We start from the raw sequence: 21,346 nt of genomic DNA on the forward strand, positions 1-21,346 counted from the left end.
TCACTTTAAATAGTTTAAATTCATATATCAGCATTTTATATACTTAACTATTGCTTAAAAGAGAGTACCGAAACCAGTACTCTCTTTTTAATAACCTATGCAGTTTCAGGGCCCTTTCGTGTTCTTGATTTTTTTAATTTGATAGGTGTCCTCTTTCCATCCTCTGCCTCTATAAGTTCTGGCTTCTTTGTATCCACTGCATTCTTATCAATTATTACTTTAGCTATTTCCTCTTTTGAAGGTATATCAAACATTACATCCTTCATAGTTTCCTCTATAATAGCTCTAAGGCCTCTAGCTCCTGTATTTCTCTTTAATGCTTCATCTGATATAGCTTCCAGTGCATCTTCTTTAAATTCAAGTTCTACATCATCAAATTCAAAGAGTTTTTTATACTGTTTAATCAGTGCATTTTTAGGTTCTTTTAATATTCTTACAAGAGCACTCCTATCTAATGCCTCTAAAGTTACTATAATAGGAATTCTACCTACAAATTCTGGTATAAGTCCAAACTTTAGAAGATCTCCAGGCATTATATCTTTTAAGAGTTTTCCTATGTCTTTTTCCTTTTTAGATTGTATTTCTGCACCAAAGCCTAAAGTACTTACTCTAGTTCTACGTTCTATTATATTGTCTATGCCATCAAAAGCTCCACCGCATATAAATAATATATTTGTAGTATTTATTTGAATAAACTCTTGATGCGGATGTTTTCTACCACCCTGAGGTGGCACTGAAGCTACTGTACCTTCTAATATCTTTAACAGCGCCTGCTGTACGCCTTCTCCTGAAACATCTCTAGTTATAGATGGGTTTTCTGATTTTCTTGCTATTTTATCTATCTCATCTATATATACTATTCCATGTTCAGCTCTTTCTATATCGTAGTCTGCATTTTGTATAAGCTTTAACAATATATTTTCTACATCTTCACCTACATAGCCAGCTTCCGTTAAAGTAGTAGCATCTGCAATAGCAAAAGGTACATTTAAAAATTTTGCTAAAGTTTGAGCTAACAATGTTTTTCCTGATCCTGTAGGACCAAGTAATAATATATTACTTTTTTGGAGTTCTACATCATCATTTTGATTATTCGAATTTATTCTCTTATAATGATTATACACTGCTACAGACAGTGATTTTTTTGCATCTTCCTGACCTATTACATATTGATCAAGATAATTTTTTATTTCTACAGGTTTAGGTATAGAAGTCATATCTATTTGAACATCTTCTTCAAATTCATCACTTATTATTTCAGAACATAATTCTATACATTCATCACATATATATACGCCTGGTCCTGCAATTAATCTTCTAACTTGATCTTGTGTTTTACCGCAGAATGAGCATTTAAGTTGTTTTTTATCATCATTTTTGGCCATTTCCACACCTCACTAAAGGTTATTTCTTTTTGGTAATAACTTCATCTATCAATCCGTATTCTTTTGCTTCTTCTGCTGTCATAAAGTTATCTCTCTCAGTGTCTTTTTCAACTTTTTCAAGGGGCTGCCCTGTTCTTTCACTTATTATAGTATTTAACTTTTTCTTTATGTCTAATATTCTTTTTGCATGAATTCCAATATCAGTTGCCTGACCTTGGAATCCTCCAAGTGGTTGATGTATCATTATCTCTGCGTTTGGAAGTGCAAATCTCTTTCCCTTTGCACCAGCTGTAAGCAAAAATGCTCCCATAGAAGCTCCCATGCCTATACATATAGTGGACACATCTGACTTTATATACTGCATTGTATCATAAATTGCCATTCCTGAGGTTATTGATCCACCTGGACTGTTTATATAAAGATATATATCTTTGTCAGGGTCTTCAGCTTCTAGGAATAACAGCTGTGCTACTACCAGACTAGCAGAAACATCATTAACCTCTTCACTCAGCATTACTATTCTATCTTTTAAAAGCCTAGAATAAATATCGTAAGACCTTTCCCCTCTACTTGTTTGTTCTACAACTACTGGTACTAAACTCATAAACTCTCCTCCTCTTATATAACCATTTAAGGCAATTAATATATATTAAAATTAATTTATATCAATCTATAAGGATGAACCTTTGAACTTTTTTATTTTAAATTAATTGCCAGAAAAGCTCCTGGCAATTAATTTAAATATAATCTATGCTGTTGCTTTACTACTATCTACTAACATTTTTACAACTTTTTCATTAACCACATCTGTCTCTAAATATGATTTTTGATTATTAAAAATTATTTTTGCAGTTTTTTCTGCTTCTTTATTACCATATTGTGCAGCCATTTCTTTTGCTCTTTCCATAAGTTCATCATCAGTTGCTTCTATCTTTTCTACTTTTGCTATTTCACCAATTACTAAATCTGTTCTTACTCTTTTTTCTGCTGATTCTTTCATATATTCTCTTACTTTTTCTTCAGTATTATTTGTATATTGATAATATGTCTTAAGATCTAATCCCTGATATTTTAATCTCAATTCTAAATCTTTAAGCATAGTATCTATTTCTTTTTTTATCATAACTTCTGGTATGTTAATTTCTGCATTTGAGCAAACTTTATCTAAAACTGCTTCTTCAAATTCTCTTTTAGTCCTAAGTTCATTTGCTTCTTTTTTCTTATTCTTTATATCTTCTTTAACTTTATCTAAAGTATCAAATTCTGATATATCTTTAGCAAATTCATCATCTAATTCAGGTAGTTCCTTAATCTTTATTTCTTTAACAGTAACTTTAAATACAGCTTCTTTACCATTTAGCTCTTCTCTTCCATATTCTTTAGGGAATGTAACATGAACATCCTTTGAATCACCAGCATTAAGTCCAATTAGCTGATCTTCAAAATTATCTATGAAAGTACCGGATCCGATTTCTAACTGATAATCTTTTCCTGCTCCACCTTCAAACTCTTTGTCATCTACAAATCCATTAAAATCTATTACTGCTATATTTCCCTTTTCTATACTTCCACTTTCTTTGGTTTCTATTCTAGCATTCTTTTGCTGCATTGTCTTTAATTCTGCTTCTACTTCTTCGTCTTTTACTTCATATGTATTTTTCTTAACTTCTAAGCCTTTATACTCTCCAAGTTTAACTTCAGGAAGTACAACTACTTTTGCAGTATATATGAATTCCTTTCCTTCTCCTATTTGTACTATATCAATTTCAGGATAATCTACTGGCTTTATATCATTTTCCTTAATGGCTTGTGGATATGTATCATCACAGCAGAAATTTATTGCATCTTCATAAAATACGCCTTCACCATAGTATTTCTTTATTATATTCATAGGGGCTTTACCTTTTCTAAAGCCAGGTATATTGAACTTCTTTGCATTTTTAGCAAATGCTTTTTTCATAGATTCATTAAACTTTTCTGCTTCTACAGTTATTTCTAATTTTACAACATTTTCTTCTATCTTTTCCTTCTTAACATTCATTTATAAAATTCCTCCTACTAATTACTATACATGCTTATATCAACTATGCTATTATACCATATATTTATAAACATTCCTATATGATGTGAGCATTGCCTTTCTTTACTGTCTAAATTGTAAAACTCAATAGTGATATTTTATATAATTGCACCGTAAAATTCAACTAATATTTTAGTATATATACAATAATTATATTGTAAAAGTTAAATTCATAGTTTTACTCTATATATTTCTTATTATTGGGAATTAAAATTGGTATTATAATTATATACCAAAAATCTCAAAGTTTATAGTTTTTTTTAATTTTTACAAACACTTTTCAATATAATCTTTAGATTCTTTTAAATCATCATAGTTTTTATAATTGTCACTATACACTTCAATTATACCAACCTTATTATAATTTGCTTCCCGCAGCTTACAAAATAACTTCTTATAATTTATATCACCTTTACCTGGAAGCAAACATGAACTTATTGAATTTCTATCGTTTATATGTAAATTTTCTATAGCTCCTGACATAATATCTATATATTCTTCAGGTAACCTTCCTGCTCTATAGGCTTGCTTTATATCCAGTGTAAAGTATAGGGAATCCTCATATTTTTCTCTAAGTGTATATAAAAAATCAATATTTCCCGACATACACCAAAATACATTTTCCTGGCACAACTTTATGCCTTCTTCTCCTGCTGTATATAATAATTTATCATAAACATCAAAAACCAGATCATAGTTAATTACATTATAGAGTTTTTTATGTTTCATTCCGTGAAACGTATAGCACTTAGCTCCAACTTTTCTGGCTAGTTTACATACTTGTTTAAACTGTAAAAATGCATCATTTCTTCTCCTCTTATATTCATCAAATAAATTAGGTTCAAAAGAAGAAGAAAAAGCATGAACAGAATTTATAATAAAATTGTTCTTTAATTTTTGCTCTAAAAGTATGTCTCCAAAATTTTCACTATATTCACTGATACTATTTAAAAATACTTCTCCTAAATTAAATCCTAAATTTTTCATCAAAGCTATACTATTTTCCGTATTTACATTTGGGTAAAAGCTAGCTGATGACAATCCTATATCCATAATTCCTCCAAATTTATCATATGACTCCATTGCAAAAATAACCAGTAGAAGGATGCACCTTCTACTGGGTAACGGAACCTGATGCCGTTAAATAAACAGTTTTACCATCTACAATGGCCGTAAGTCCCTTTTCATTTATTCCCTGAAACTTTATATCTTCACCTTCTATATTCTGAACCATAACATGATTTTTATTCTGCAAGCTTTCTATCCACACGTATTTTGTAGTTTTTCCAATCCATGGGAGTTGACTTACATATGCAATATTATTGTCATCTATAAATTTAGGTGAAGAACACCATACATATCCTGGATTATTAGTTAACTGAGAATCTTTTGCTATTACAGTTCCTGTAGTAGATACATACTGTGGATTTGTTATATCCTGCTTATTTCCACTTGCATCCACTAACAATATACTCTGAGATTTATCATCAAACAAAAGTGCATTCTTACCTGATGGGCTTACATCATATGTACCGCTGCTATCTGCCTTAAATACTTTATCATTACCCTTACCTTGATATATTAAACTTACATCTTTTCCACTACTCAATTTTATTTTATATGAATTCTGACTTGCTGCATCCTTAGACTTAGTTTGAGTATTTGGTTGAGATGATTTTTGACTATCCGTATTATTTTTTGTCTGTTTGTTTTCAGAAACAATATTATTCTTTACTTTACTTGTTTCCTTTACTACATCTCTAAATGCTCCCCTTATGTAAACTACAACTAACACTGCTGCCATCAAACATACTACAATAAGTATAACTTTATTTCTCTTATGCCGCTGCATTTTCTTTTCATATTCTTTGCTAAAAATACTTGGTTTACCCACTAAAAAACTCCTCCTATACTTAGTATTAATAACTATGGGAAGTTAAATCACCCATTATAGAAAGTGGTGATTCCCTGATTAATATTCCCAAAGGATTATCCATTATATAAAATTATACACAATAAAAAATCACTACTAATTTTTCATGTATATAATAAATAATATTGTAGGAATTCATTACTTATTATACCTCAAAAATCTTATAAATAGTAATAATTTTTTGTAAAACTCCATAAAATTGTGAAAGGCAAATTTAAGCTATTTACTTAAATAAGCCTATTCCTAAAAACACAGTTAATGTGCTATAGAAATAGGCTTATTTTTAAGTAATCAATTCACAATTTCTGTGGATTTTTCTCCGTGAGCGTTATGAAAAATCTAAAATCTAATAATTTAATTGTCAATTCTGCATCGTGCATTGATTTTTTCGACTTATTTGAATACTCTACTTCCAGGCTTTACATATTCTTGTCCTTGCTTACACATAGGACAATTTTCCTTATCATAAGTGTTTATATTAAGTTTTACTGCACTATAAATTGGATATTCTATTTTGACACCTTCTGCTCTTCTGTCTACTATGCAGCATATACCTACAACCTCTCCACCTAATTCCTGAATTACCTTAGCAACCTCTACAGATGATTTTCCTGTAGTTACCACATCTTCAGAAATTATAATTTTTTCTCCTTCTTTTATTTCAAATCCCCTTCTTATAGTCATATTTCCATTTTGCCTTTCAGCAAATATTCCTGGTTTGCCCGTTTGCCTTGCAAGTTCATAGGAAACTAATATTCCACCCATTGCAGGTCCAACTATTTTATCATAGTCAACATTCTCTAATTTGTCTGCAATAACTGCTATTACATCTTTTGCCCTGTCAGGATACTGTAAAAGTTTTGCACACTGACAATACCTATCACTGTGTTTTCCTGAAGAAAGTAGAAAATGCCCTTCCAAAAGTGCTCCTACTTCTTTCAATGTATTTATAACTAAATTATCCATAACTGTCCTCCTAAATTATTCCTCTTATTTCACTTAAATCTTTTATATTTTCATCTTTCATATATTTCTCTATACCATCTATTATATCCAAACATATATCTGGTTTTATAAAGTTTGCAGTACCTACTTGAATTGCATAAGCTCCCGCCATTATAAATTCTATCGCATCTTGAAAGCTTACTATTCCACCTATTCCAACTACAGGAACTTTTACAGCTTTTGAAACTTCATATACCATTCTTAATGCAATGGGTTTTATTGCCGGTCCCGACAATCCGGCAGTTATATTATCAAATACTGCCTTCCTGTTTTTAATATCTACAGCCATAGCCTTAAATGTATTTACAAGGGATAAGCTATCCGCTCCTGCTTCGCAGCACTTATATGCCATATCTACGATATCTTCAGCATTAGGAGATAATTTCACCATAAGTGGTTTTTTGCAGACCTTCCTTACAGCACTTACTATTTCATAAGCTACCTTTGATTTTATTCCAAAAGCCATCCCCCCACTTTTTACATTAGGGCAAGATATGTTCAGTTCTATAATGTCTACATTCGAGCTACTTAGCTTCTCCACGGATTCAACATAATCGTCTATAGTACTTCCGCCTATGTTAGCTATAACAACTGTATCAAATTCTTTCATTTTAGGAAGTTCAAAATTTATAAAATGTTCTACTCCTGGATTTTGAAGTCCCACACTATTCAATATACCTGCTTTAGTTTCATAGCTTCTTATGCCGTCATTTCCTTCTTTTCTTTTTAATGTAAGACCCTTAGAACATATTCCTCCCAATTTTGATACATCATAAATTTGATTATATTCTTCACCAAATCCAAAGGTTCCAGATGCTCCGATTACAGGATTTTTAAAATTCACACCGCATATATCTATCAATTGGTTAAACTTCCTTTCCCCTTTTATATTTGTGCATTTGAAATAGCATACTAACTAGTTATTTCAAACTTTTTAAAAATTACAGTACTATATCGCTTCCTAAGAAAACTGGTCCATCTTTACATGCTCGTTTATTACCTTTAATGGTACTACAAGTACATACAAGACATGCTCCCACTCCACAGGCCATACGATTTTCCATTGAAACATATACGGTTACCTGTTTTTTGCTACACATACTTATTACTTTTTTCATCATAACTTCCGGCCCACAACATAGTACAGTATCATAGAGTTCAGGCCTAAATTCATCAGTTACATAGCCCTTTGTACCTTGACTTCCCGTTTCTGTAGAAATGTATATGCCATCTACAAAAGGTTTAAATTTATCTATAGAATACACACTATCTCTAAAACCAGCATAAAGATCTAATTTACAATTCTCATGTTGTTTTCTTATGCTTTGAGCAAGATAAAACATTGGGGCAATTCCTATACCTCCTGCAATAATAGCAGTTTTTGTTTTCAAATTTTCTATATCAAATCCATTTCCCAAAGGCCCTAAAAGTTTTATTTCATCGCCCGTTTTCAATTTGCTTAACTTTTCAGTACCTTCCCCTACTACTTGATACAAAAAAACTATTTTATTTGTATCTAAATAATGTATGCTTATAGGCCTTGAAAGCAGTGGTTCTAGTTTCCAGCACCTCAGCATATAAAACTGCCCTGGTTTGCCCTTGAACTTTCCCTGAATTTCAAGTTTATAAATACCTTCAGCTGTTTTTTCATTTTTATATACTTTTTCAGTGGTATAGCTTAACTCATTTTTCAATGCATTTCTTCTCCATTTCTAAATATTTTTTGATACCTTAAGGCATTTGAAAGAAAATAGACTAGCATACTGACTGGTTATTTCTTTGAAAATACCTTAAATATATCATCTCTAATTCTAATACACTCTTCTCTAGCACATTCTCCATAATTCTTTTCGCCATTTTTTCTTTTTCTATATGCTAGAAGTATTCCTCTTGAAGAATTCACTACACCGCCGTTGCCCTTTTTAAGATAAGCAGCAATGTCCTGAGCTGTTCCCCCTTGGGCTCCATATCCAGGTATTAAGAAAAATACACTATCTAGATTGTGTCTAAGCTGTATTCCTTCTTCCTGATGAGTACACCCTATTACCCCACCTATGGAACTGTAGCCACAGTCTCCTAAATATTTCTTTCCAAGAAAATTTACTTTTTCTCCTACTACATTGTAAAGTTTTTTATCTTCTTTAGTATCTATATATTGAATATCTTCTGCTCCTCTATTTGACGTACGTATGAGCACAAACATTCCCTTATTATCATTCTCAATGTAAGGTAAATAAGGCTCTAATGTATCAAATCCCATATAAGGATTTAAAGTTATGAAGTCACTTTCAAATTCGCCTTTAAAATGTGCCTTTGCATACATTTCTGCTGTTTTTGCTATATCTCCTCTTTTGATATCTGCAATCGTTAAAACCTTCTTATTTCTTATATACTTCAAGGTTCTACTATAGGCCCTGAGTCCCTCCATACCCAAGGCTTCATAGTATGCAATTTGTACTTTATAACAAGCAGCTACATCGCAAGTACTGTCTATTATAGTTTTATTAAATTCAAATACAGCATCTTCTATATTTTCATGTGAGCTTAGCACATGTTTTGGTATATATTCTAAGGCAGTATCTAGTCCCACACATACATTTCCCTTTTTTAAAACATCATCGTACAATTTATCTATAATCATAAAAAGCCCCTTCTTTAAATATAATTTTACTTTAATTTAAAGATATTTCGATAAATTCTCATATATCTGATCGCAATATTCACATCTATAGGCACCTGTTTTTTCGTCCACCAGATTAAAAATATGAGGTATATTTTTTTCTACAGAAGTAACACATCTTGGATTTTTACATTCTATTATATTTTCAATTTTGTCTGGAAGTTTCAATTTTATCTTCTTATATATTTTTTCATCTTTTATTATATCAATTGTAATGTTAGGATCTATAAATCCAAGTACTGTAAAATCCAGTTCCAAATTATTTTCTATTTTAATTATATCTTTTCTTCCTAATTTTTCACTTACCGCATTCATTATAAGTGCCACAGAATACTTTGCCTTATTTAGTTCCAGGTAATTAAATATTTTCATTCCGTATCCTGCTCTTATATGGTCAATTACAATACCGTTTTTTACACTATTTATTGTAAGCATATTTATCTTCCTCCCCTACCTAATTCCAAGTAATTTCAGCATTAATGCCATTCTCACATACATACCATATTTAACTTGCTTAAAGTAACAAGCTCTTGGATCACTGTCTATTTCATATGGAATTTCATTTACTCTTGGAAGTGGGTGAAGTACTATCATATCTTTACCCGCTTTAGACATTTTATCTTTGCTTAATATATATATATCTTTAAGTCTTATATAATCTTCTTCATTAAAAAATCTTTCTTTCTGTACTCTGGTCATATAAAGTATGTCAAGAGAACCTATAGCATCTTCTAAATTTTTAGTTTCGCTGTAGTTAACACCTTTTTTATTTAATTCCTTTTTAACGTAATCAGGTACTTTCAATTCTTCCGGGGATATAAGAGTAAAACTATTGTTTTCATATCTGGACATGGCATTTATGAGTGAGTGTACTGTTCTTCCAAACTTCAAGTCACCACAGCAGCCTATTTTTAGATTGGATAATGTTCCTTTTATAGATTTAATGGTTAAAAGATCTGTAAGTGTTTGTGTTGGATGTTGGTGACCACCGTCTCCTGCATTTATAACAGGTACTGTAGAATACATAGATGCTATCTTAGGTGCACCTTCTTTAGGATGTCTCATAGCTATAATATCTGCATAACATCCAATTACCCTTATTGTGTCTGCTATACTTTCACCTTTTGAAACAGAACTTGAATTAGGTTCCGAAAAACCTACTACCTTTCCACCTAACCTAATCATAGCAGATTCAAAACTAAGTCTAGTTCTAGTACTTGGTTCATAGAATAAGGTTGCTAGAAGCTTTCCATCACATACCTTTGAAAAATCCTTCTCTTTTGAAATTATTTCATTTGCAAGTTTGAATATCTCATCTAATTCTTCTATTGAAAAATCCATTATATCTATTAGATGTCTTCCTTTTAACATTAATAATTCCTCCTTCTCAGCCTCTCCGTGCTAAATTTAAAGGTGTAAAAAAATGCCTTCCTTTAAGGAAGGCATTATTATACCATAATATAATAATTTTATATTCTACATATGCCTTCCTAGTCTCACAGGACTAGTTTTAAAGGTCTTTTACTGTTTAATTTTTACTGTGTTTAGGATATCACAGTTTCAAATCAAAGTCAACATGTTATTTTAATTTTGAAGCTAAAAGAGCTGCTCCAATAGCACCTGCATATCTTCCAAATTTACTGCTTTTAACAGGTGAGCTTAATTTTTTAGAAAGGGTGTTTATTATATACTTATTTTGACTTAAACCACCAGTTAAAAAATAATTAAATTCGTCTCCATGCTTTTGACATAAAGATTTTACTTTACTTGTAATAGAATCAACTACTCCAAAAGCTATATCTTCTCTCCTTGTACCATTTCCAATTAAACTTGTTATTTCAGATTCAGCAAATACAGTACACATAGAACTTATAGTAACTCCATTTCCACTCTTAGCTTTTTCACATAGTTCATCTATGGTAAAGCCTAAAGTACCAGCCATTAGCTCTAGGAATCTTCCTGTACCTGCTGCACATTTGTCATTCATAGTAAAATTAGTAACTCTACCACCTTTTATGGTAATTATCTTGGTGTCTTGGCCGCCTATATCAATTACTGTACAGTCATCTTTTAAAAGGTAGTAAGCACCTTTTCCATGGCAAGTAATTTCAGTTATAGTTTTATCAGCATAGGGAACAGATACTCTTCCATACCCCGTAGCTACTATTTTACAATTATCTTTCCCCAATCCTATTTCCTTTAGTCTATCTTTTATGACACCAGCAGTTTTTACACTGCTCCAACCTGTTGGAAGTGCAAATGTTTCCTTAATTCCACTGTCATATATACAAACTTTTGAAGCAGTAGAACCTATATCTATACCTACGTAAATCACAAAATTCCACCTTTTATATTAAGATAAATTAATAATTAATAATGAAAAGTTAATAGTAAATGATGATTTTTTGTAGTGTAACGAAAAAAATCCACAATAACTATTAATTCTTCATTCTTAACTATTAACTAAAAAAGTTGAGTTATTATAAATAAGGATTCACAATTTTTTTATCTACACAGTGAAAGCCTAATGTTTTTACATTATGCTGTTGTGCCATCAGCTTTATTTCTTCTTCATCCTTCTTGTTATACATTATAGATATGCCGCAGCAGGATGAAATTTCCCTAGGTGTAGGCACAATTGTATATTCTAATTTACTCCCTTTTAATAACTTTTCCATCTTTATCCCTTCAGTATGAGATGGAAAAAGTATATAGTATCTTTTATTTGACATACTATAAATCTCCTACATTATATCATCTCTAAAAATGCTTCTACTCTTGTTTTTATCTGTCCTGAATCTTCTGTAGAATAATCCGTTTCTATCTGAATTAAAGGTATATCTTTTTCTTTTAACACTTTTTCTACATCCTTATGTTCTACTGCATAAGTATGGCAAAATGAAAGATTAAAATCAATTACCCCATCTACATGATATTCATCTACATATTTTATTATATCATCAATTCTTCCTGTATTTGGGGTAAAGCAGGCACAGTTTATCTTCATATATCTGTCAGCTAAATTTTTTACTAAATCGTCTATAGTTTCTCCATCTTCACAAACTTCATTTTCAAAGTATCTAGTTCCTGTACATGTTTCTTCAACTACTACCTGTGCATTTAATCCTTCTATGATAGAATGAAGTTTCCAGTTAGGCAGTGCCATTGGGGTTCCTGTTATCATGATCCTTTTTTTACCCTCGTCTACACCTTTTTTAACTCTTTCATCCAATTCATCGCATAGTTCATTTAATTTTTCTACAAATCTATCTGGATCATCATAGAAAGCAATTTGTGATATCAATAAAACATCTAATCCACTTATTGGAGATGGCTTATATTTTCTCAAATCATATAATCTTTTAAGTGCCCTTCTCTTCGCATTTGCAGTCTTTATGCCCTGTCTTAAACTTTCTACAGTTACCTTATTGCCCGTAAGTTCTTCCATCTTGCTTATAAATTCCTTTATTTCTTCTTCCCAAGCCTTACAATTTTTTTCTCTTTTCATCTGTGGTAATTCCATAACATGAACTGGAACATAGTCATTTAATATTTCCCAAGCTTTCTTCTTTCCATCACAGGTTGTTTCTCCAATTAACATATCACACGATTGAAAATATGGACACGTTCCTCCAACTTTTGCACCCATAAGTGCCTTAATTAAAGGGCATATGTTCCTTGGTAAAACCTTTTCACCATCTTCAACCCAAAATTGAGATCCTGAGCAAAGACCTACCCCTATTGCTTTTGCTGCAAGTATAACTTCATCAGGAACAAACACACAAAATGTGCCTACTACTTTTCCACCTTGTGCTTTATAGTCATCCAGTTCCTGTATCCTTAATCCATGGACTTCAGCTACTACAAGATTAAAATAATTCATTCCCTCTGGTCTATTTTTTTGGGTTAAATAAACGCCACCGTATAATTCTGGAAGCACTGCACATAATTTATCATGTTTTTCTAGATCTATTCCCAACTTACTCCATAATTCTCTATAATCTGCCACTACATATTCCCCCTTAACTCTAGATATTATAACATTTGATTTTATGATATCACATTTAGCTCTATCCACTTATTTGATTTATAAATAGTTATAACAGCAACTATAATATATTTTTATACACACTTTCTAGGCTAAAAGTTGTCTTATATCAAATCACATAATAGCAATTTCAAATTGGCATCCCTATAGTGTTACTTAAAAAAGTAAACATATATGTAATAATTCAATCATTATGTTTAACATACTATAATAAATATTTGATATTATAATCAAATACAGATTTTATAGCTTAAAAATGGACTTATACGCAGGCATATTTTTACAATAAGCAAGTACATTTAAAAACTTTGTATATAAGTCTTAGTGGAAAATTTATAAAAAACTTAGGTCTTTTGAATTGTCTGAGGTACGAGTTTTCAAAAGACCTTATGTTTTTATAAATTTTCTGCTTAGACTTATCAAAGTATTTAATCATACTTGTGGTTGTAAAAAATATCCGAAGTATAAGTCCATTTTTACTTAGAAACTCTCTTTATTCTGCTACATCACATTGTTCCATATCTATTTCAGAAAAATGTCTTACATATGGTTTTTTATAAGCCAATTTCCATCCAATTCCACAAATTAGTCCTATTACAACAGTTAGAGCTCCTATTACAAAAACTTGATTGGGCCAATTAAATGAAACAATAACCATGCCTACGCTTCCCATAATCATTGCAAACCCACCTATAAGTGAGGATGCTGAACCTGTATCTTTCTGCTGCTGCTCAAGCATCAAGTTAGTACTTGGCGGACGCATGCAGCATGATGCTATAGTAGAAGGCAAGAGAGCTAATGCAAATACCCAAGGTTTGCTGTTATCAAATATACAAACTAATATACCGCTGGCTATCATTACAATAAAGCAAGCATCAATGATAAATTCACGTTTAAGATGACCTGCAAGCTTAAGATAAAGGAATGGACCAAATAACATTCCCACTGCATTTAAAGTAAAATAATAACTGTATACTTCACTTGTAAGTTTAAAGCCCTCTTGATATATATAGGATGATGCAGATATAAACGCCATACATGCTATATTTACTACAGAAAATATAAGTAACATAGAAAAAAATCCTGGATTCTTAAGTACTACGCCTAACCTTCCCAATGTCTGCATTACTGTTCCTTTATTGTAACTTGTTAAGGTTTCATTTAGCAATACAGATCCTATTAGAGATGCTACTCCTATAAGGGCAAGCCCCACAAATATTCCTCTCCATGAAGTTACTTTTAAAGTCCATGAGCCTAAAACTGGTGCTACAGCTGGAGAAATTACTGTCATAGATTGAACAATAGATAAAACCGATTCTCGTTTTTTGCCGCTGTAAACATCTTTAACAATAGCTGTAGCTACTGCACTAGCTGCACTTCCTCCAACAGCTTGAATAATTCTAGAAAATATTAAAAGCGTCATATTGGCCGAAAATACACACATTACACTGCCTATTAAATAAAATACAAGACCCATAATAAGTACTGGTTTACGTCCATATTTATCACTTAACGGTCCAAAAACAAGCGTGCCTATGCTAAAAAATACAAAAAACATTATAAGCGTAAGATTAGTAACAGCCTGTGATACATGGAAATATTCAGACATCATAGGCAATGCTGGAAGATAAAGATCCGTGGATAAAGGCACAAATGCACTTAATAAAGAGATAAGGATTATAAGACCTTTATTTCCTAGATATTTTTGTTTTACTTCATTACTTTTAGATGATTCTGACATATCACTTTTTCCCATAAATACCTTCCTTTCAGATTTATATATTAGCGTATAAAAATAAGCCCTACGGGCTATTATGTCAATCTATATATGGCATTTACCATATATAGCAAATCATAACATAATTCATAATACAAAATAATCAATTGCAATTCGTGAATTGTGAACTGATTTAGGTTCCATTATTTTTAAATTATTAAAAATATACAGCCGTGAATAATGTCATGTATTGCTGATACTTATCCACGGCTGCTTAATTTCTACTTTCTAAATGCTGTCTTGATCAGTTAAAATAATAGGTCCATTTTTCGTTATAGCAAGAGTATGCTCATACTGTGCTGAAAGACTTCCATCTGCAGTACGTGCTGTCCAATTATTGCTATCTACTACAGTTGAATAAGTACCTATATCTATCATAGGTTCTATAGTAATTACCATACCCTCTCTAAGTTTAAGTCCTCTTCCTGGTTTACCATAATGAGGTACACATACATCATCATGCATTACTTTTCCTATGCCATGTCCTGTATAATCTCTTACTACTGAATATCCTAGTGGCTCTGCATAGCTTTGTATTTCGTGTCCTATGTCACCTATTCTATTTCCAACAACAGCTTTCTTTATACCTCTGTAAAGACATTCTTTTGTAACCTTCATAAGGTCCTCAGCTTCCTTAGATATATTTCCTACTGCATAGGACCATGCAGAATCAGCCAACCATCCATTTAAATTTACAACCATATCTATAGTTACAATATCACCTTCTTTTAAAGGTTTGTTGCTTGGGAATCCATGACAGATCTCATCATTTACTGAAGCACAAGTAGCATACGGAAAACCCATATAACCTTTTTGCTCAGGGGTTGCCCCATTTTCTTTTAAAAATTTCTCCGTAAAAGCATCTATCTCCATAGTAGTTATACCTGGCTTAATCATTTTTCTAATTTCTTTATGACACGATGCTAGTATCTTCCCTGCTGCAGCCATATATCCTATTTCTTTTTCAGTTTTTATATCTATCAAATTTCTCGCCTCTATCTTAAAATTTATCCATACCTATTTCTATTTTAACATATTAATCTAAAAAAAACTTTTGTCAATTATTAATTATTATATACTACAGTTTACATATTTTCTACAGTTTTGTATTATAAACCTGGAAAATACTTTACAGCCTGATTATCAAACTATTTTTTTGTTCTTAACTCCACTATATAATTTAAATCCCTGTCCTAAAACTTCATGGGTATCACTTATTATTATAAATGAGTCTTTATCGATATTTTTTATGAAAGTTTTAAATCTGTTCAATTCTGATTGATCCATAACTACCATTAAAACTGTACGTTTTTCTTCAGTATAACCACCAAAACCAGACAGCACGGTAACCCCTCTGTTTAAATCCTCTAATACAGCTTTTTTAATTAGTTGTGACCTATCAGAAATTACAAAAGCAACTTTTGATCCACTAAATCCTAACTGCATTAAATCAATAGCCTTACTAGTTATATATATGGATATAATCGCATAAAGTGCTTTTTCTGCACCAAATACAAAACCAGCACAAATAATTACAGAACCATCTATTAATCCTTGAGAGTTTCCAATGCTCAAAGCTGTATATTTATTGGCAATACTAGCTATTATTGAAGTTCCCCCTGTAGATCCATCACTTTTAAAAACTAAGCCAAGTCCTATACCTGATAGTACTCCTCCGTATATAGCACCTAAAAGAGGATTTAATGTCAAAGCATGGAAATGTGTTGTAAAAAGTATGCATAAAGGTAGAACCAAAGAGCCAAATACAGTTCTCATTGCAAATTTTTTCCCCATAAAAAATAATCCTACAAAAATCAGTGGAATATTTGCACACCACTGGGTAATAGCAGGCTCTACACCAAATACATGCTGTACTAGTATTGATATTCCAACCGTCCCACCAGAAGCTATTTCATTAGGCTTTAAAAACAGATTAAATCCAAAGGCTACTATTATACATCCTATCATCATTTGTAAATACTGTTTTATATATTGATACATAGTACTTTTATTAGTCCAAACATTGTGCTTTGTCATTTTCAATTTCCTTTCCGTAAAAATCATCTAAACTTTTAAAAGCCCTATAGCATAAAACTATAGGGCTTTAGTAAACACCGTATTATCTTCTGAATCCTCTGTTGTTCTGTTGCTTTCTTTTTCTTCTACAATCAGGACATCTCTGAGGTTCATTTTCAAAACCTTTTTCTTTATAAAATTCTTGTTCGCCTTCAGTGAATACGAATTCTTCTCCACAGTCTTTGCAAACTATAGTTTTATCTGCCATTTAAACATACCTCCTTTTCCAAAAATCAAGATCTAAAACGATTCACAAATATATTTCTAAAAGAGATATGTTGTTCATCTAATCAAATCTAAGCATTAGTTATTACTAATACTTATTCAGTGTATCATACTAGTATTTAATTTGCAATATAATTGACCTCATTTTAATAAACTTCATCAATTATATAGCTGCTCCTATCCCTATTTCCTTTGGCCTGTTTTTTTAAAGTACTCATATATTCACCAATTTCATCTACATCTTTAAATCTATTGACATTTCCGTACATTCCTCCAAATGCAATTGATGTAAGTGGAAAGATATCCTTATTACCCTTTCGATCAAAGGATTCTATGTAATTATTTTCTTTATCTTTTTCATTGAAAAAATTAAGTATTTTTAAATCAAATTCACGGATCATCTCTTCACATAATTTATAACACTTAGCAGCAGTATCTTCTATTATACACACAAAATCATCTCCTCCTAAATGTCCTATAAAGCTATTGTATGGAAAAGATTTCTTAATTTTATTTTCTAAAAAAATTGAAGTGAATTTTAATACCTTATCTCCATTTTCAAAACCATAGGTATCATTATATACTTTAAAATTATTTAAATCAGCATAAAGAAGTAAAAAACTATTTTTGTAGCCTATCATATCTTTAAGAGTTTTATTTATAATAGCATTGCCCGGTAATCCGGTCAAAGGATTAAGATTTTTGGCATAATTTTTTTCAAATTCCACCGTATATTCAAGTAAGCATTTAACTGTTACAATTCCACAATATTTACTGTTCTTTGTAACTATGACATAATCATAAATCTTACTATTTTCTCTTGCCATTGCAGTTTTTGATACTTCACTTATAGAATCATAATAATCTACTATGAGAGGTGAACAATCCATAATTAAAGATATAGGTCTTTTTAAGAACACTGAGATTCCATATTTTGTAGCAAGCATAGAATCAAGATTGTGTTTCATAATCAAACCCGTGGGAAAATCTTCATTTACTATACATACTCCTGTAACACTTGATTGTTCAAAAAATTTTTTTATATTTTCACTTTTAGTTGATACCGAAAATGTTTTATTTTCTTGGGCAATATCTCCAACATAATTTCTCTCAAATTTATCTTTATTATCAGATATTTTATTATAATCAATTATTTTTTCTCTTACATTTTGAGGAATATCTAAAAATGTTCCTGCTGGTCTTTGAAGAAAATATCCCTGTCCAGCACAAACACCTATTTTAATTAATGTAAAAAGTTCTTCTTCCGTTTCAATTCCTTCTGCAATAAGTCTCATATGCGTAGCTTTTGCTAAGCTTACAAATGTTTTCATAAGTTCCTGCTTAAATGAATCTTTATCTATGTCTTTTACAAGAGATATATCAATTTTAATATAATTGGGTTTCGTTTCCATTAGGGTTTTAAGTCCTGAATAGCCCGCCCCTGTGTCATCAATTGCAATTTTATATCCTTGATTAATATAATTTTCAAGAGCACCTTTGAAACTTTTATAATCTTCTATAGCAGTTTTCTCCGTAATTTCAAATATAATCGAGTCTGGAGATATATTGTGTTTCTCTAAAAATTCTTTTGTAAATCCACTTTTAAATCTCTCATCTCTAAATATTTTAGGATCTACGTTTATAAACAGCAGCTTATTTTTATCAATCTCCTTTGCTTTCTCAATAGCCTTCACTCTGCACAAAGATTCAAGTTCCCATGTTTTATTATATTTTTCTGCAGTGGAGAAAAGTTTGTTTGGAAAATATAAAGTTGAACCTTCAGGTCCGCGGCTAAGTGCTTCGTACCCTATAACAAAACCATTTTTTAAAGAAATAATAGGTTGAAAAACAGTACTTATGCTCTTTTCCGCTAATATTTTATCAAGTTCATTATCTATACTCATTTACAGCACCCCATTAATTTAACTTTAAAAAAAGTATACATTTTACAAGTTAAATATAAATTAAACATAAGTTAAATATTCTCTAATTATCAGTTAAAAACATTCAGACTGCACCTAAACCTAAGAATCTCTTGATAAGTAACCTATTTTTCTTTCCTAACAGTAACACTTTTAGTCTGCATTACATATTTTACAGTAGTGAAAGAACTTTAGCCTAGACTAACAAATTTTTATAAAGAAGGTACGTTTAGAATATGGAAAACGAGTTAAATGTATTGAAAAAAAATAGAGGACTACTTGGAAAAAGCCGTGAATTATCCAAGTTTCTGGGACCTGCTTTTATAGTAAGCGTGGCTTATATAGATCCTGGAAATTTTGCTACAAATATAAGTGCTGGCTCCAAATTTAACTACACTCTTTTATGGGTAATTCTGTGGAGCAATATAATGGCCATCTTCCTCCAGTCAATGTCTGCAAAGCTAGGCATTGCCACAGGACACAACCTACCTGAAATGTGTGGAATGATCTTTTCAAAAAAAGCCAATTGGTTTTTATGGATTTGTGCCGAACTTGCTGCTATGGCAACAGATTTGGCAGAATTTCTAGGCGGCACTCTTGGATTGTATCTACTATTTAAAATTCCTATGATTTATGCAGGTCTTCTCACTGGATTAGCAACTTATATCATTGTATATATGGAGAAATATGGTCAAAGGATAATAGAAGCAATAATCACTACATTAGTAACTGTTATATGCATTGCATATTCTATGGAATTATTTATAGCTAAACCTGATTGGACAGCTGTTGGGATACATACCCTTGTTCCCATACTGCCAAATGGAAGTGCTGTATTGATAGCTGTAAGCATGTTAGGAGCTACTGTTATGCCCCATGTTATATATCTGCATTCTCAATTGGTTCAAAGTCGTAATCATAGAAATGACAGCATAAAAGCTAAGCTTAGTCACTTAAAAATGGAGAGAATTGACATAATAATTGCCATGAACATTGCATTTATCGTAAATGCAGCAATGGTAATAGTTTCAGCTGCAGTATTTTATAAAAATGGAATAGCTGTAGACTCCATCGAACAGGCACATAAGTCTCTAGAACCACTAGTAGGCTCCTTATCCAGTGGAATTTTTGGCATAGCCTTAATTGCATCTGGATTGTCTTCATCTGCAGTAGGAACGTTAGCAGGACAGACTATTATGAAAGGTTTTGTAAATCTAAATATACCACTTAATGTTAGAAGACTTATAACTATGACACCTGCAATGGTTATTATATGTCTTGGAATGAATCCAATGAAAGCTTTAGTGCTAAGCCAGGTTGCATTAAGTTTTGCCCTCCCCCTTGCAATAATACCTATGCTGCTTATAACCAGTCGAAAAGATCTCATGGGTAACCTTGTCAATAAGCCTCTTACAAAAACTGTAGGATGGATTATAACCTGTGTAATAATAGGGTTAAATGCTTTACTCATATGTTTAACTTTTACGGGCAATGTTTAATACAACATTGCCTATATGATCGGCAAAGGTTATAATTACTTTAAATATATCAATTTGAAAGGAAGATAATATTGGATAAAGAAAAATATCATCATGGAAATTTAAAAGAAGAAATGATAAAAAAGGGAATTGAGCTTCTAACTAATAGTGGATATGAAGATTTTTCTTTAAGAAAAGTAGCTAAAATGTGCAGCGTGAGCCATACCGCACCTTATAAACATTTTAAAAATAAAGATGAACTCATTTCTGCAATCATTATGGAAGTATCAAAAAGCTTTGAAAACTCTTTGAATGAGATTGTAAATAAATATCCTTCCGATCCAAAAAAACAACTTGTTGAACTCGGAAAACAATATGTAAAATTTATGATTGAAAATCCAGATTATTTTAAATTTATTTTCTTAAGCGATTTTAGTAAACCTGTAAATATAAGCAAAGATGATAATTCATCCTATGAAGGTGGAGCTTTTCAAGTATTTAAAGCAAGTGCCATTAATTACCTAAAATCTGTATATAAAAATACTATAGAAGAAAAGGATCTATCTTTAGACATATTAACCATGTGGAGTGCGGTACACGGTATTTCTGTGTTACTATTAAATAATAGTATAAAATACGATGGAGATTGCATTGATTTAGTTGACAAAATGTTGAATGAAAAAATAATAAAAATATATGATACTATTAAATTGCCCTGCGACTCTTGCAAATAAAAT

The 21,346-nt window shown here is 31.2% G+C and carries 21 protein-coding genes; 2 read left to right on the plus strand and 19 right to left on the minus strand.

Translation table 11 applies throughout. The annotated features are described in order from the left end of the window. Positions 1–95: 95 nt before the first annotated feature. From clpX to CLCOS_RS09135, 19 genes are all read right to left on the minus strand, one after another. Positions 96–1,385, minus strand: a complete 1,290-nt coding sequence (clpX, locus tag CLCOS_RS09045) for an ATP-dependent Clp protease ATP-binding subunit ClpX (RefSeq protein ID WP_013240187.1) — start codon at positions 1,383–1,385, stop codon at positions 96–98. A gap of 19 nt (positions 1,386–1,404) precedes the next feature. After that, complete coding sequence (clpP, locus tag CLCOS_RS09050) at positions 1,405–1,989, minus strand: ATP-dependent Clp endopeptidase proteolytic subunit ClpP (protein WP_013240188.1); 585 nt, start codon at positions 1,987–1,989, stop codon at positions 1,405–1,407. Between the two features lie 144 nt (positions 1,990–2,133). After that, a complete protein-coding gene (tig, locus tag CLCOS_RS09055) occupies positions 2,134–3,426 on the minus strand; it encodes a trigger factor (protein ID WP_013240189.1) in 1,293 nt (430 codons plus the stop codon). 306 nt (positions 3,427–3,732) lie between these two features. After that, positions 3,733–4,518 carry a sugar phosphate isomerase/epimerase family protein gene (locus CLCOS_RS09060; RefSeq protein WP_013240190.1) on the minus strand — a complete coding sequence of 262 codons (786 nt, stop codon included), beginning with the start codon at positions 4,516–4,518 and terminating at the stop codon, positions 3,733–3,735. A gap of 61 nt (positions 4,519–4,579) precedes the next feature. Then, complete coding sequence (locus tag CLCOS_RS09065) at positions 4,580–5,359, minus strand: hypothetical protein (RefSeq protein ID WP_013240191.1); 780 nt, start codon at positions 5,357–5,359, stop codon at positions 4,580–4,582. Positions 5,360–5,791: 432 nt separating this feature from the next. After that, positions 5,792–6,364: an orotate phosphoribosyltransferase gene (gene pyrE, locus CLCOS_RS09070; protein WP_013240192.1), complete on the minus strand. Its 573-nt coding sequence runs from the start codon at positions 6,362–6,364 to the stop codon at positions 5,792–5,794. 10 nt (positions 6,365–6,374) lie between these two features. Next, a complete protein-coding gene (locus tag CLCOS_RS09075) occupies positions 6,375–7,265 on the minus strand; it encodes a dihydroorotate dehydrogenase (protein WP_063601442.1) in 891 nt (296 codons plus the stop codon). A gap of 79 nt (positions 7,266–7,344) precedes the next feature. Then, complete coding sequence (locus CLCOS_RS09080) at positions 7,345–8,097, minus strand: dihydroorotate dehydrogenase electron transfer subunit (RefSeq protein ID WP_063601443.1); 753 nt, start codon at positions 8,095–8,097, stop codon at positions 7,345–7,347. A 77-nt stretch (positions 8,098–8,174) separates the two neighbouring features. Next, complete coding sequence (pyrF, locus tag CLCOS_RS09085; protein ID WP_063601444.1) at positions 8,175–9,044, minus strand: orotidine-5'-phosphate decarboxylase; 870 nt, start codon at positions 9,042–9,044, stop codon at positions 8,175–8,177. Between the two features lie 36 nt (positions 9,045–9,080). Further along, on the minus strand, positions 9,081–9,518 hold the full coding sequence (locus tag CLCOS_RS09090) for an aspartate carbamoyltransferase regulatory subunit (RefSeq protein ID WP_013240196.1): 438 nt from the start codon (positions 9,516–9,518) through the stop codon (positions 9,081–9,083). Positions 9,519–9,533: 15 nt separating this feature from the next. Beyond that, a complete protein-coding gene (pyrB, locus tag CLCOS_RS09095) occupies positions 9,534–10,454 on the minus strand; it encodes an aspartate carbamoyltransferase (protein ID WP_063556176.1) in 921 nt (306 codons plus the stop codon). 208 nt (positions 10,455–10,662) lie between these two features. After that, positions 10,663–11,418 carry an acyl-CoA dehydratase activase gene (locus CLCOS_RS09100; protein ID WP_063601445.1) on the minus strand — a complete coding sequence of 252 codons (756 nt, stop codon included), beginning with the start codon at positions 11,416–11,418 and terminating at the stop codon, positions 10,663–10,665. 145 nt (positions 11,419–11,563) lie between these two features. After that, positions 11,564–11,815 carry a DUF3343 domain-containing protein gene (locus CLCOS_RS09105; protein WP_013240199.1) on the minus strand — a complete coding sequence of 84 codons (252 nt, stop codon included), beginning with the start codon at positions 11,813–11,815 and terminating at the stop codon, positions 11,564–11,566. Between the two features lie 17 nt (positions 11,816–11,832). Next, the gene (locus CLCOS_RS09110; protein WP_029169914.1) at positions 11,833–13,092 is read right to left on the minus strand and encodes a double-cubane-cluster-containing anaerobic reductase; all 1,260 of its coding nucleotides are present in this window, start codon (positions 13,090–13,092) and stop codon (positions 11,833–11,835) included. Positions 13,093–13,624: 532 nt separating this feature from the next. Further along, complete coding sequence (locus tag CLCOS_RS09115) at positions 13,625–14,887, minus strand: multidrug effflux MFS transporter (RefSeq protein WP_013240201.1); 1,263 nt, start codon at positions 14,885–14,887, stop codon at positions 13,625–13,627. Between the two features lie 249 nt (positions 14,888–15,136). Next, on the minus strand, positions 15,137–15,892 hold the full coding sequence (map, locus tag CLCOS_RS09120) for a type I methionyl aminopeptidase (RefSeq protein ID WP_013240202.1): 756 nt from the start codon (positions 15,890–15,892) through the stop codon (positions 15,137–15,139). Positions 15,893–16,051: 159 nt separating this feature from the next. Continuing rightward, entirely contained in the window at positions 16,052–16,945 is an 894-nt protein-coding gene (locus tag CLCOS_RS09125; RefSeq protein ID WP_063601446.1) for a YitT family protein, read from the minus strand. A gap of 82 nt (positions 16,946–17,027) precedes the next feature. After that, a complete protein-coding gene (locus CLCOS_RS09130) occupies positions 17,028–17,192 on the minus strand; it encodes a zinc-ribbon domain-containing protein (RefSeq protein ID WP_013240204.1) in 165 nt (54 codons plus the stop codon). A 163-nt stretch (positions 17,193–17,355) separates the two neighbouring features. Beyond that, on the minus strand, positions 17,356–19,113 hold the full coding sequence (locus tag CLCOS_RS09135) for a GGDEF domain-containing protein (RefSeq protein ID WP_063601447.1): 1,758 nt from the start codon (positions 19,111–19,113) through the stop codon (positions 17,356–17,358). A gap of 254 nt (positions 19,114–19,367) precedes the next feature. Between CLCOS_RS09135 and CLCOS_RS09140 the strand changes: the two genes are divergently transcribed. Together CLCOS_RS09140 and CLCOS_RS09145 are read left to right on the plus strand one after the other, a co-directional pair. Beyond that, entirely contained in the window at positions 19,368–20,630 is a 1,263-nt protein-coding gene (locus CLCOS_RS09140) for an Nramp family divalent metal transporter (protein ID WP_063601448.1), read from the plus strand. 71 nt (positions 20,631–20,701) lie between these two features. After that, the gene (locus CLCOS_RS09145; RefSeq protein WP_013240210.1) at positions 20,702–21,343 is read left to right on the plus strand and encodes a TetR/AcrR family transcriptional regulator; all 642 of its coding nucleotides are present in this window, start codon (positions 20,702–20,704) and stop codon (positions 21,341–21,343) included. Positions 21,344–21,346 lie beyond the last annotated feature (3 nt).

It is taken from the genome of Clostridium coskatii (assembly GCF_001675205.1).
Classification (GTDB): domain Bacteria; phylum Bacillota; class Clostridia; order Clostridiales; family Clostridiaceae; genus Clostridium_B; species Clostridium_B ljungdahlii.